12 protein-coding genes are annotated in these 12,837 nt (G+C 73.3%); 11 read left to right on the top strand and 1 reads right to left on the bottom strand.

The features are described from left to right. The first annotated feature begins 227 nt into the window (after nt 1-227). The 9 genes from LPA41_RS40670 (at nt 228) to LPA41_RS40630 (ending at nt 9,884) form a co-directional block, all read left to right on the top strand. On the top strand, nt 228-1,367 hold the full coding sequence (locus LPA41_RS40670) for an inositol-3-phosphate synthase (protein ID WP_229076840.1): 1,140 nt from the start codon (nt 228-230) through the stop codon (nt 1,365-1,367). A gap of 391 nt (nt 1,368-1,758) precedes the next feature. After that, entirely contained in the window at nt 1,759-2,685 is a 927-nt protein-coding gene (locus LPA41_RS40665) for an SCO3242 family prenyltransferase (RefSeq protein ID WP_229076842.1), read from the top strand. Further along, the gene (locus LPA41_RS40660; protein WP_229076839.1) at nt 2,682-3,509 is read left to right on the top strand and encodes a sugar phosphate isomerase/epimerase; all 828 of its coding nucleotides are present in this window, start codon (nt 2,682-2,684) and stop codon (nt 3,507-3,509) included. Before LPA41_RS40665 ends, LPA41_RS40660 begins: the two co-directional genes overlap by 4 nt. Then, complete coding sequence (locus LPA41_RS40655) at nt 3,506-4,216, top strand: EboA domain-containing protein (protein WP_306469854.1); 711 nt, start codon at nt 3,506-3,508, stop codon at nt 4,214-4,216. The genes LPA41_RS40660 and LPA41_RS40655 overlap by 4 nt, the downstream gene beginning before the upstream one ends. After that, nucleotides 4,216-5,064 carry a TatD family hydrolase gene (locus LPA41_RS40650; protein WP_229076838.1) on the top strand — a complete coding sequence of 283 codons (849 nt, stop codon included), beginning with the start codon at nt 4,216-4,218 and terminating at the stop codon, nt 5,062-5,064. Before LPA41_RS40655 ends, LPA41_RS40650 begins: the two co-directional genes overlap by 1 nt. Then, a complete protein-coding gene (gene eboE / locus LPA41_RS40645) occupies nt 5,064-6,161 on the top strand; it encodes a metabolite traffic protein EboE (RefSeq protein WP_229076837.1) in 1,098 nt (365 codons plus the stop codon). The genes LPA41_RS40650 and eboE overlap by 1 nt, the downstream gene beginning before the upstream one ends. Beyond that, entirely contained in the window at nt 6,158-7,531 is a 1,374-nt protein-coding gene (locus LPA41_RS40640; protein WP_229076836.1) for an alkaline phosphatase family protein, read from the top strand. Before eboE ends, LPA41_RS40640 begins: the two co-directional genes overlap by 4 nt. Further along, entirely contained in the window at nt 7,528-8,562 is a 1,035-nt protein-coding gene (locus tag LPA41_RS40635; protein WP_229076835.1) for a polyprenyl synthetase family protein, read from the top strand. The genes LPA41_RS40640 and LPA41_RS40635 overlap by 4 nt, the downstream gene beginning before the upstream one ends. A gap of 200 nt (nt 8,563-8,762) precedes the next feature. Continuing rightward, nucleotides 8,763-9,884: a pyridoxal-phosphate dependent enzyme gene (locus LPA41_RS40630; protein ID WP_229076834.1), complete on the top strand. Its 1,122-nt coding sequence runs from the start codon at nt 8,763-8,765 to the stop codon at nt 9,882-9,884. Between the two features lie 65 nt (nt 9,885-9,949). Here LPA41_RS40630 and LPA41_RS40625 read toward each other — a convergent pair whose 3' ends face one another. Continuing rightward, nucleotides 9,950-10,747, bottom strand: a complete 798-nt coding sequence (locus tag LPA41_RS40625) for a GNAT family N-acetyltransferase (protein ID WP_229076833.1) — start codon at nt 10,745-10,747, stop codon at nt 9,950-9,952. Between the two features lie 179 nt (nt 10,748-10,926). Between LPA41_RS40625 and LPA41_RS40620 the strand changes: the two genes are divergently transcribed. Beyond that, nucleotides 10,927-11,256: a helix-turn-helix transcriptional regulator gene (locus LPA41_RS40620; protein ID WP_229076832.1), complete on the top strand. Its 330-nt coding sequence runs from the start codon at nt 10,927-10,929 to the stop codon at nt 11,254-11,256. 194 nt (nt 11,257-11,450) lie between these two features. Further along, on the top strand, nt 11,451-12,248 hold the full coding sequence (locus tag LPA41_RS40615; protein WP_229076831.1) for a cation transporter: 798 nt from the start codon (nt 11,451-11,453) through the stop codon (nt 12,246-12,248). Nucleotides 12,249-12,837: the final 589 nt, after the last annotated feature.

Genomic DNA, 12,837 nt, shown 5'->3' with positions numbered 1-12,837 from the left:
GGGGGGGGGGGGGGGGGGGGGGGGGTTTTGGGGGGGCGGGGGGGGGGGGGGGCCGGGGGGGGGGGGGGGCCGGGGGGGGGGGGGTGGGGGGGCGCGAAATGGGGGTGCGGGGCGGGGACGGTCGGACGGTGGGAGATCAAGTTCCGGTCCTCGAGCGCCTTCCGTGTCACTGGCCGATCGCTTACTGTCATGAAAGATTTACATAAACCGATTCTTGGGGAGGCGTGATGAGAATCGGAATCTGGTTGGCCGGTGCCCGCGGTTCGGTGGCGGTCACGAGCATCGTCGGGGCGACCGCGGTCCGGGCCGGTCTGGCCGATCCGGCGGGGTGTGTCACCGAGCTTCCGCCGCTGCGTGACGCGAACCTGCCGCCGCTGGGCGATCTGGTGTTCGGCGGGCACGACATCACCGGCATTCCGCTCGTCAAGAAAGCGGATTCCCTGGTCACAGCGGGGGTGCTGCCGGGCGGCATCGCCGGTTCGCTCGGTGCGGAACTGGCCGCGGTGGACCGTGACATCCGGCCGCTGCCGTCCGCCGGGAGCCAGCGGGAGACCGCCCGGTTGATCACCGCGGACATCGTCGCCTTCCGGGACCGGCACGGTCTGGACCGGGTCGTGGTGATCAACGTGGCATCGACAGAACCGGTCGCGGACCATGATCCGGCGCACGCCGGCCTGGCCGCGCTGGAGGCCGCGCTCGGTGAGACGCGGGCGGTGCTGCCGCCGAGTGCGCTGCTCGCCTACGCGGCGTTCCGGGCCGGGTGCGCGTTCGTCGACTTCACCCCTTCGACCGGTGCCCGGCTGCCCGCGTTGGAGGAACTGGCCGCCGAGGCCGGGCTTCCGCACGCCGGCCGGGACGGCAAGACGGGGGAGACCCTGGTCAAGTCGGTGCTGGCGCCGATGTTCGCGATGCGTGACCTGCGGGTGCGGACCTGGGCGGGCACCAACCTGCTCGGCGGCGGCGACGGTGCGAACCTGGCCGACCCGGCCGCCAACGCCGCCAAGGCGGGCAGCAAGCAGCGGGTGCTGCGGGAAATCCTCGGGTACCAGCCGCAGGGCAGCAGCCACATCGAGTACGTGGACGACCTCGGCGACTTCAAGACCGCCTGGGATCTGATCACCTTCACCGGTTTCCTGGGCGTCGGCATGCGAATGGAGTTCAGCTGGCACGGCTGCGACTCGGCGCTGGCTGCCCCGCTCGTGCTGGACCTGGGCCGGCTGGTCGCGGTGGCACACGCGGCCGGGCGGGTCGGGCCGCTCACCGAACTTGCCTTCTTCTTCAAGGATCCGCTCGGCGACGTGCCGCACGCCCTGGCGGACCAGTGGGCGCTGCTCACCCGGTTCGCCCGGGAGTTGCCGCATGTCTGACCTACCACCACATTCCGCTCCGACGGACCTGCCGCGCGTGCGGACCGCACCTACCCGTCGCGCCGAAGATGAGCCGGACCGACCGGTCCGGCCGGACCCGGCGGCCCGCGCCGCCGGGGAAACGTCACCGCCGAAGCACGCAGGGTCCTCGGCACCGAAATCGGCACCGGCACCGGCACCGGCACCGGCACCGGCACCGGCACCGGGGCCGGGTCCGGGACCCGCGCCAGGACCGGCATCGGCACCCGCAACCGCGCCGGGACCGGCACCCAAAACCGCGCTGGCACCGGCACCCGCAACCGCGACGGCACCGAGACCGGCACCCGCGCCGGACCGAGCGGTCCGGGCGGTCCGGGCGCGCGGTCTCCCGCGTTGGCGTGACCTCGCCGAACTGGTTCGCGCACCCGCCGCCCTCTCCGTACCGGGTGACGCCATCGCCGGTGCCGCCGCGGCCGGTCGGCTGGGACCGCGCACGGCCGGGCTGGCTGCCGCGTCGGTGTGCCTGTACTGGGCGGGGATGGCCGCCAACGATTGGGCCGACCGTGACCTGGACGCCCGGGAACGCCCGGAGCGACCGATCCCGTCCGGCCGGATCTCGCCGCGGCAGGCGCTCGGTGTCGCGGCCGGTCTCACTGCCGCCGGTGTCGGGCTTGCCGCACTGGCCGGTGGCCGCCGGGCCGCCGTGGTGGCGGTGCCTCTGGCCGGGACGATCTGGGCGTACGACGTCTGGGCGAAGAATACCGCCGCCGGACCACCGGTGATGGCCGCCTGCCGGGGATTGGACGTCCTGCTCGGTGCCGGCAGTGACCGAATCGGATCAGCCGCTCCGGCGGCCTTGACGATTGCCGCGCACACCGCCACGGTCACCGCCCTGTCCCGGCGCGAGGTCAGCGGCGGCGACAGCGCACTGCCGGCGGCAACCCTGGCCGGTACCGTCGCGCTGGCCGCACTGGCGAGCGGTCGGCGCGCCGGGGCCTTTCCTGCGATGGCGAGCGGTCGGCGCGCCGGGGCCTTTCCTGCGGTGGCGAACGGTCGGCGCGCCGGGGTCCCGCCGGGCGAGGTCGCGAGCGTGTGGGGCGGCGGGGTCTCCACGGCGCTGGCGGCCTGGTACGCCGTCTGGTATGGCAAGGCGCAGGCACGCGCCGTCGCCGATCCGTCGGCGACCCGGATCCGTGCCGCCGTCGGCGCCGGCATCACCGGCCTGCCACCGCTGCAGGGCGCGCTCACGGCCGGTGCCGGCGCCCCGGTCACCGGCCTGATCTTGGCCGCGGCCGCGCCCCTGGCACGGCGCCTGACCCGATGGGTGTCGGCGACATGAGCGGGCTGCGGTTCGGGTACGGCACCAACGGGTTCGGCAACCATCGGCTGCCCGAGGCGTTGCGGGTGATTGCCGACCTCGGCTACGACGGTGTCGCGCTGACCTTGGACGTCGGGCACCTCGACCCGTTCGCCCCTGGTCTGGCCCGGCACACCGGCGAGGTGGCCGCGCTGCTGGACCGGCTCGGCTTGGGCGTGGTGATCGAGACCGGCGCCCGGTACCTGCTGGATCCGTGGCACAAGCATTCGCCCACGTTCATGCACGACGATCCCGCGCGACGGCTGGACTACCTGCGCCGGGCCGTGGACGTGGGTGCCGAGCTGGGGGCCGAGGCGGTGTCGTTCTGGGCCGGGGTCGCCCCGCCGGACGTGCCCGACCCGTGGCAGCGGCTGGTGCGGGGCTGTGCCGGCATCGTCGAGTACGCCGCCGCGCGCGGCGTGACGCTCGGTTTCGAACCGGAGCCCGGGATGCTCGTCGAGGACCTGGCCGGCTGGCACCGGTTGCACGCCGACCTCGGCGGGCCGGCGGGTTTCGGGCTGACCCTCGACATCGGGCACTGCCGGTGCCTGGAGCCGCTGCCCGTGCCGGACTGCGTCACCGCCGCCGGACCGCACCTGGTGAACGTGCAGATCGACGACATGCGGCGGGGCGTGCACGAGCATCTCGAGTTCGGGGACGGTGAGATCGACTTCCCGCCGGTGCTGGCCGCGCTCACGGCGACCGGCTATCGCGGGCTGGTCGCGGTCGAGCTGCCCCGGCACTCGCACGCGGCGCCGGCGATCGCCGCCCGCTCGATCGACTTCCTGCGAAAGGCGGCCGGATGACGGGCGAGACGGCGGGCGGGGCGACGACGGACGGCGCGACGACAAGCGGGACGACGACAAGCGGGACGACGACAAGCGGGACGACGACAAGCGGGACGACGACGGGCGGGACGACGACGGAAGGCGGCCGGATGACGACACTGCCGGAACTGCGTGACGCGCTGGGCCCCAACGCCTGGCTCGACGAGGCGATCGAACGGATCCGCCGGCATCCGGCGGCCCTGGCCGGACTGTTCCCGGCGGCGGGCCGCCGGTGCGGCCGGGTGCCGCTGCCCGGTCTGCCGGGCTGGACCTCGGACGAGGCGGCCCGGGTGCTGATGCTGGCCGAGGCGCCCGCCGAGGTGGAGCCGACCTACCGGTACGGCGACGGTGACGAGAAGCGGGCCGTGCTCAAGGCACTGCCGCTGGTGGCGGCCGGCGACACGGCCGTCGCGCTGCTGGCGGACGCGTTACGGACGAACGATCCTCGCCTGGTGGCGGCCGCGCTCGGCCCGTACGCCGTCCATCTCGACCAGGCAGCCTGGCGCCAAGGTCTGCTCAAGTGTGTCTTCATGGGCGTGCCGCTCGCCGCCGTGCACGGGGTGCGCGAGCGCGCCGACGCGGAGCTCGCGGAGATGCTGAGCGCGTTCGCGAAGGAGCGGACCGCCGCCGGGCGGGAGGTACCGGCCGACGCACGCGAACTGCTGGACCAGCTGATGGGGGCTTGATGCGGATCTTCGACCCACACATCCACATGACCTCTCGGACCACCGACGACTACGAACGGATGGCCGCGGCCGGGGTGCGCGCGGTCGTGGAGCCCGCGTTCTGGCTGGGGCAGCCGCGCACGGGACCGGAATCGTTCACCGACTACTTCGACTCGCTGGTCGGCTGGGAGCCGTTCCGGGCCGGTCAGTTCGGCATCCGGCACCACGCCACCATCGCGCTCAACCCGAAGGAGGCCAACGACCCGCGGTGCCGGCCGGTGCTGGATCTGCTGCCGCGCTATCTGGCCAAGGACGGCGTGGTCGCGGTGGGGGAGATCGGGTACGACTCGATGACTCCCGAGGAGGACGAGGCGTTCGCGACCCAGCTCGCGCTGGCCGTCGAGCACGAGCTCCCGGCGCTCGTGCACACGCCGCACCGGGACAAGGCGCGGGGCGCGGACCGCAGCATCGCGGTCGTCAAGGAGTCCGGAATTGATCCCTCACGAGTGGTGCTCGACCACCTCAACGAGCTGACCGTGGCGCCTGCGCTGGACGCCGGGGTCTGGGCCGGTTTCTCGATCTACCCGGACACGAAGATGTCACCGGCCCGGATGGTCAAGATCCTCCACGAGTACGGGCTGGAGCGCATCCTGATCAACTCGGCGGCCGACTGGGGCCGTTCGGACCCGCTGCTCACCGCGCGCACCGCCGAGGCCATGCTGGACGGCGGATTCACCAGCGACGACGTCGATCAGGTGCTGTGGCGCAACCCGGTCGAGTTCTACGGCGCGTCGGGCCGGCTCGACCTCTCCGACGTCTCCGTGGACGCCACCTTCGCCGGGAACTCGATCCAGCGCGGGGGCAGCTGATGCACCTGAGCTACTGCACCAACGTGCACCCGGCCGAGGACTTGGACGGCATCGTCGCGCAGTTCGACACGTACGCCGTGCCCGTGCGGGAGCATCTGCGCGAGGACCGGCTGGGCCTGGGGTTGTGGCTGGCCGCCCCGGTGGCCGCCGCGCTGGCCGAGGATCCGGCGCTGCGCCGGCGACTGCGGCACGAGCTGGACGCGCGGGGCCTGGAGGTGGTGACGCTCAACGGGTTCCCGTACTCGGCGTTCCAGGCCCCGGTCGTCAAGCACGCCGTCTACCACCCGGACTGGACGACGCCGGACCGGCTGGACTACACGCTGAACCTGGCCCGGGTCCTGGTGGACCTGCTGCCCGACCACGCCGAACGCGGCTCGATCTCGACGCTGCCGCTGGCCTGGCGCACCCCGTGGGACGCCGGCCGCGAATCGGCGGCGCTCTCCCGGCTGGACGCACTCGCCAAGGGCCTCGCCGACATCTCCGGCGCCGCCGGCCGGCCGGTGCGTGTCGGCCTGGAACCGGAGCCGGGCTGCGTCATCGAGACGACCGAGCAGGCCGCCGCCCAGCTGTCCCGGGTGGACAGCACCTGGCTCGGCGTCTGCCTGGACCTCGCGCACCTGGCCTGCGCGTGGGAACAGCCCGCCGCCGCGGTCGAGCGCCTCCGCGCCGCCGGGGTGCCGATCGTCAAGGTGCAGATCTCGGCCGCCCTCGAGGCGGCCGACGGCACCGAGCCGGCCCTGCGGGAGTACGTGGAGCCTCGCTTCCTGCACCAGACGCGCAGCCCCGCGGGGGAGTCCTCGGACGATCTCGACGAGGCGCTCGGGCAGGGATACGCCGGGCCGTGGCGCATCCACTACCACGTACCCCTGCACGCGACTCCCGAGGCGCCGCTGCGGTCCACCGTCCCGGTCGCCCGGGCCGCTATGAAAGCGCTGTTCGCCGGCTCCGAACCGGCGTGCGACCACTTCGATGTGGAGACGTACACCTGGGGTGTGCTCCCGCCCGCGCAGCGTCCCCGCGACGCCGCCTCGCTGGCCGCCGGCATCGCCGCCGAGGTCGCTTTCGCTCAGCTGCTCCTCGGGGAGGTGGCTCGATGACAAAGCTCGTCGTGCTCGACATCGTCGGGCTCACCCCGCGGCTGCTGGCGCACATGCCGCGGCTGCGCGCCATCGGCGAGCGCGGATTTCAGGCCCCCTTGGGTACGGTGCTCCCGGCCGTCACCTGTTCGGTGCAGTCCACGTTCCTGACCGGTGAGACCCCGGCCGGGCACGGCGTCGTCGGCAACGGCTGGTACTTCCGGGACCTCGGTGAGGTCTTCCTGTGGCGCCAGCACAACGCCCTGGTCGGCGGCGACAAGCTGTGGGACACGCTGCGCCGGCGCCGGCCCGGCAGCACGGTCGCCAACGTCTGCTGGTGGTACGCGATGGGCGCCGACGTCGACTGGACGGTCACGCCCCGGCCGATCTACTACGCCGACGGGCGCAAGGAACCCGACTGCTACACCGACCCGCCCGCCCTGCACGACGCCCTGACGTCGCGGCTCGGCACGTTCCCGCTGTTCACCTACTGGGGGCCGGGCGCCGGGATGCCGTCGTCGCAGTGGATCTGCCGTGCGGCGCAGCAGATCATGGCCGACCACGACCCGGATCTGACGCTCGTCTACGTCCCGCACCTCGACTACGACCTGCAACGGCACGGACCCTCGGCGCCGCAGGCCGCCCGGGCCGCCGCCGCGCTCGACGAGGTGCTGGCCCCGCTGCTGGACGCCGCCGAGGCCCGCGGCGCGACGGTGGTGGCGCTCTCCGAGTACGGCATCACCGACGTGAGCCGGCCGGTCGACGTGAACCGGGCCCTGCGCGCCGCCGGGCTGCTGCGCGTGCACACCCAGGACGGCATGGAGTACCTGGACCCGTGGACGTCGCGTGCGTTCGCCGTCGCCGACCACCAGGTCGCCCACGTCTACGTCCGAGACCCCGCCGACCTCCCGGAAGTAACCAAGATCTGCGCGGAGCTGCCCGGCGTCGACCAGGTCCTCGACGCCGGCGGCAAGGCGGCGCACGGGCTGGACCACCCGCGTTCCGGTGAACTCGTGCTGGTCGCCGAGCCGGACGCCTGGTTCACGTACTACTACTGGCTCGACGACGCGGCCGCACCCGACTTCGCGCGGCTCGTGGAGATCCATCGCAAGCCCGGCTACGACCCGGCCGAACTCTTCTTCGACCCGGCCGCGCCGGGCGCCGCGAAACGACGGGCCGCGGTGGCGCTGGCCCGCAAGAAGCTCGGCCTGCGGTACCTGATGAACGTGGTCGGGCTGGACGCGGGCGCGCACGCCGTCCGCGGCTCGCACGGCCGGCTGCCCGCCTCGGCCGCCGACGCGCCGGTGCTGCTCTGCTCCGACCCGGCCGCCGCCCGCGCGTCGATCGCCGCGACCGAGGTGAAGGACCTGCTGCTGGACCTGGCGTCATGACGGTGCCGGGCGTGCCCTCGGGCGGCATCCCGGAACGCGTCGACGCCGCCCTCGCCGCGTTCCTCGACCGGCAGGAACCGCTCTGGCCGGCGGTCGCGCCGTACGACGTGACATCGGTCCTGCGCTCCTTCGTGCTCTCCGGCGGCAAACGGCTGCGGCCCACCTTCTGCTACTGGGGGTGGCGGGCCACCGGTGCCGAGGACGCCGACGAGGTGATCGCCGCGGCCGCCGCGCTGGAGTTGTTCCACGCGTTCGCGCTGATCCACGACGACATCATCGACGGCAGCGAGCTGCGGCGCGGGCGGCCGGCGCTGCACCGGCACTTCGCGGACGTGTCCGGGGGCGCGGATTTCGGGCGGCACGCGGCGCTGCTCTGCGGCGATCTGTGCGCCGGGTGGGCCGAGCAGCTGTTCCACGAGTGCGGGCTGCCGATGGAGCGGATCACCCGGGCCTACCCGGTGTTCGCCGCGATGCGCACCGAGGTGATCGCCGGGCAGTACCTCGACCTCACCGCGGCCGCCCGCTCGGTCACGGCGGCGCTCACCGTGGTCCGGATGAAGGGCGCCCGCTACACGGTGACGCGTCCGCTGCACATCGGCGCCCGGCTGGCCGGCGCGGCGGACGCGTTGTGCGAGGCGCTTACCGCGTTCGGCGACCCGCTCGGTGATGCCTTCCAGCTCCGCGACGACGTGCTCGGCGTCTTCGGCGACCCGCGACTGACCGGTAAACCGGTGCTGGACGACCTCCGCGAAGGCAAGCCGACCGTGCTGATCGCGCTCACCCGGGAAGTGGCCGGCCCGGCGCAGGCGGCCCGGCTCGACCGCCTTCTCGGCGACTCTGAGCTGGACGAATCCGGCGCCTCGGAGCTTCGGGAGATCATCGTCGGGACCGGCGCGCGGGACCGTGTCGAGCAGATGATCAGGTCGGGGACGGATCGGGCGCTCACCGCTCTGGACGACGCGCCCGTACCGGACCGGGTCCGCAAGGAACTCGCCGAACTGGCCGCCGCCCTGGTCGAGCGCCGGCACTGAGCGCGTTCTCCCCGGACGTGTGCGGCCGGTGCCGCGCCGGCGGCTGCGTCGTTTGAGCCAGGGGTACGCCGCCGCCCGTACCGCCGCACCAGCGGATCTCCCCGAGTGGTCGCACCGTGGCGCGGGCCTCGCCGGCCGGCGCCGGCGGTCAGGTCGGCAACTGCTCGGGGAGCCCGGCGGCGAACTGATGGGAGACATGCATGAACCTGCGTTGCGCCGACTGCGGTCGCACCCACGAGCTGGGCTCGCTGGCCTGGCGCTGCGCCGCGTGCCACGGCGTGCTCGACCTGGACGGCTTCACCCCGTCGCTGCCGTCCCGGGCCGAGCTGACCCGGCGCCCGCCCAGCCTGTGGCGGTACGCCGAGGCGCTGCCGATCGCTGAACCGCCCGCACTCACCCTGGGCGAGGGCATGACACCGCTGGTTGGCGCGCCCGGGCTGCCCGGCGTACGCCTCAAAATGGACTATCTGATGCCGACCGGCTCCTTCAAGGACCGCGGGGCGGTCCTGCTGATCGCTCTCGCTGCGGAGCTGGGCGTACGCCGGGTGATGGTGGACAGCAGCGGCAACGCCGGAACCGCCGTCGCCGCGTACGCCGCCCGCGCCGGGATGGGGTGCGACGTCTACGTCCCGGAGAGCACGTCCGCCGGCAAGGTGGCGCAGTTGCGCGCCTACGGCGCCACCGTGCACCTCGTCCCCGGCAGCCGCGAGGACACCGCCGAAGCCGCGGCGCGCGCCGCCGGCGAGCCCGGCGTGCTCTACGCCAGCCACGTCCACCATCCGTTCTTCGCGCACGGCACCAAGACGTACGCCCTGGAGGTGTGGGAACAACTCGGCGGCCGGCTTCCCGCCACCCTGGTCCTGCCCGTCGGCAACGGCACCCTCGTCCTGGGCACGCACCTGGCCTGCACCGAACTGCTCGCACAGGGCCTGATCGGCCACCTGCCACAGATCGTCGCGGTCCAGGCCGCGGCCTGCGCCCCCCTGGCCGCCGCGTTCACCGGTGGCGCGTCGGCCACCACCGACATCAGCACCACGGCCACCGTCGCCGAAGGCATCGCCATCGCCCGGCCGGCCCGCGGCCACCAGGTGCTCGCCGCCGTCCGCGCCACCGGCGGCACCGTCATCACCGTCACCGACGAGCAGGTCGACGCCGCGCACACGGCGCTGGCCCGGGCCGGGCTCTACGTGGAACCGACGTCGGCGGTCTGCTGGGCTGCCGTCCAAGCCGGCCTGATCGACACCGAGACCCAGCCGGACGGGGTGCCCGCCGCGGTGGTTCCGCTCTGCGGCAGCGGCCTCAAAGCCAAGCCACCGGCCTGACGGTCCCCCTTCCCGTTGGCCTTTTTCTGGTTCGCGGTGCGCCTGTCCGCCGGCCGGTTACGGCGCTATCGAGCGGGCGGCGTCCACTGGTAGTGCCGGGAGGTGGTGATCTCGCGGAAGCCGTACCGGCGCAGGATGGGTGCGCTGTCCGGGGACGCGTCCACGTGCAGCAGCCGGAACCCGCGGGCCGCCGCCTCCCGGGCCCGGGCGTTGACCAGGGCACGGTAGAGGCCGCGGCCCCGCCAGTCCGGCACCGTCGTGCCGCCGAGGAACGCGACGTGATCGGTGCCCGGGTGGTACAGCGTCCACCCGGCACAGACGATGCGCCCGCCGGCCTCGGCGACCAGGATGGTGATCTGGTCGGGGTCGCCCGTCACCCGGCCGGCGAGGTCGGACTCGACCCACGAGCAGTCGAACCCCCACACCTCGGTCTCGTGGTCGGCGATGCGGCGCAGATCCTCGGCCGCGCTGACCCGCCGCAGCACTACGCCGCCGGGCAGGACCGGTTCCGCTGCCACCTCCGCGGCGAACCCGAGCAGCACCGTCGACGGTGCCTCCGCCGTGAAACCCGCCGCGACCAGCCGTTCGGGAAGTTCCGCGGGCAGGTCGTGGGCCCGCACCTTCCACTCGACGCCCTGACCACGGTCCCGGAAGTAGTCCCGCTGACGAACGATCAGACGATCCAGGTCAGCGCCCACCGCCCCGACGTCACGCGGCGCCCGGATCCGGCCCATGTGCTCGCCGACGATCCGCAGGACCGGACCGTCGTACTCGTAGATCACCCCAGCCGGCACCGGCCCAGCCGGCATCCGCATCTGCTCGTCGTAGGCAGCCAGGAGCGCAGCGGTATCGACCATGCCCATGCCCACATGGTGCCGGATCCGCCCGCCCGGCGCTGCCCGCCCTCCGCCGGCCCGGCCCGCCTTCTCCCGGCCCGGTCGCCTCTGCGGCCGAGCTCGGCTCGGCCCGGGCCCGGCTCGGCTTGGCTCGGCCAGCGGCGTACAGCTTTCGCTGAATACAGCGTTTGCTGTACTGTTGCGGCGTGGAGACGCTGACGCACGGTGAAGTACTCGCCCGGTTCGGGCACGCGCTGTCCGATGCGACCCGGGCCCGGCTGTTGCTGGCGCTGCGCGGCGAGCCCGGATATCCGGCGGAACTGGCCGAACAGCTCGGAGTGACCCGGCAGAACCTGTCCAACCACCTCTCCTGCCTGCGCGGCTGCGGCCTCGTGGTGGCCGTGCCGGAGGGACGCCGCACCCGGTACGAACTCGCCGACGGCCGCATCCGGCACGCCCTCGACGACCTCCTCGGCCTCGTTCTGGCCGTCGACCCGGCCGCCTGCCCAGCCACCGACGAGAAGGGCTGCTGCTGATGAGCCTGCCCCTGCTGCCCAGCGGACCGGTCCCGGCATCAGCCGGCGGGCTGGCACCCACATCCGCAGGCGGGCCGGCCCCGACATCTGCCGGTGGGTCGGTCTCGGCATCCGCGGGTGGGCCGGTCTCGATATCTGCCGGCGGGTCGAGTTCGATATCCGCGGGTGGGCCGGCGTCGTCGCTGCCCGGTGAGGTGTCTGGGGCGCGCGACGGTGGTCCAGCGTCACCGGCCGGCGAGTCCGGTCGTGATCGACGGGCGGTGCTGACGCGTCGGATCCGGCTCCTGGTGGCGGCGACGATCGCCTACAACGTGGTGGAGGCCGTTGTCGCGATCGGTGCGGGGGCGGCGGCGGGTTCTACTGCGCTGATCGGATTCGGGCTTGACTCGGTGATCGAGGTGTCGTCGGCGGCTGCGGTGGCCTGGCAGTTCGCTGCCCGGGACCCGGCACGCCGGGAGCGTGCGGCGCTGCGGATCATCGCGGTGTCATTCTTTGCGCTGGCCGCCTATGTGACGGCCGAGTCCGTGCGCGCGCTGCTCACCGGCGATGAGGCCGAGCACTCCAGCGTCGGCCTGCTGCTGGCCGCGGTCTCCCTGGTGATCATGCCGGGACTGTCCTGGGCGCAGCGCCGGGCCGGGCGGGAACTCGGCTCCCGGACCGCTGTCGCTGACTCGAAACAGACACTGCTCTGCACCTATCTGTCCGCGGTGCTGCTTGTCGGCCTCGGCGTGAACAGTCTGTTCGGCTGGAGCTGGGCCGACCCGCTGGCAGCCCTGGTCATCGCGGCGGTCGCGGTCAAGGAGGGCCGGGACGCCTGGCGCGGCGACGCCTGCTGCACCTCGGGCATCGGCGCGCCGACTCCGGGTGGTGGGGCGCCGGATTCCGGTGGGGCCGATTCAGCGGCGGCGGCAGCTTCCGGTGGTGCGACGGACGCTTCGGACGGTGAGGGCTGCTGCACCCCGGGCGGTGGGTGTTGCGGCCCCGCGCGGTAACGACGCGTCGACTGTCTGCCCCGCTCTGCTTGCCGCCGACCGACGACTGGTGACCGGCGCTGACGACCGCCGGCGACCGATGACTTGTGACCAGCGACCGGCGCTGACGACCGGCGACGACCGGCGACTTGTGACCGGCGCGCGCGAGGGGCTGGCGGGGTGGCGTCGGGGATGTAGCGAGGGCCGACCGGCTGGCGTGGAGGATGGCGCGGTGGTGGCGGCGCGGGCCGATACCGCAGGGCGGGGGACCTGGCGGCGCTGCCGGGCTTGGAGGGGCGGTATGTGCTGGTTCGGGCGGACTGGGAGTCGCGGCGGCTGTGCGTGGCGCCGGCGGAGTGTCCCCTTGGTCTGCCAAGCGGCCGGTGCATGAGCAGCCGCGATCCGCTGCGTCTGGGCGGCGTTGTTGATCTGCTAGCGATGCGAAATCGCGGTTTCAACCCCATGATCACAGCGATTTCGTACCGCTAGTGTCCTGCGCCAGAAATTCGGCTACAAAATCGGGCGAGTGATTCGAGGATCTCTTCAGCGGTCTTGGTCCAGATGAACGGCCGTGGGTTCTGGTTCCAGGCGGCGATCCAGGTCCGGATGT

Source organism: Actinoplanes sp. DH11 (assembly GCF_020873875.1).
Classification (GTDB): Bacteria; Actinomycetota; Actinomycetes; order Mycobacteriales; family Micromonosporaceae; genus Actinoplanes.
The sequence above is the reverse complement of the archived record's forward strand: the minus strand, read 5'-3'. Positions and strand labels throughout refer to the sequence as shown.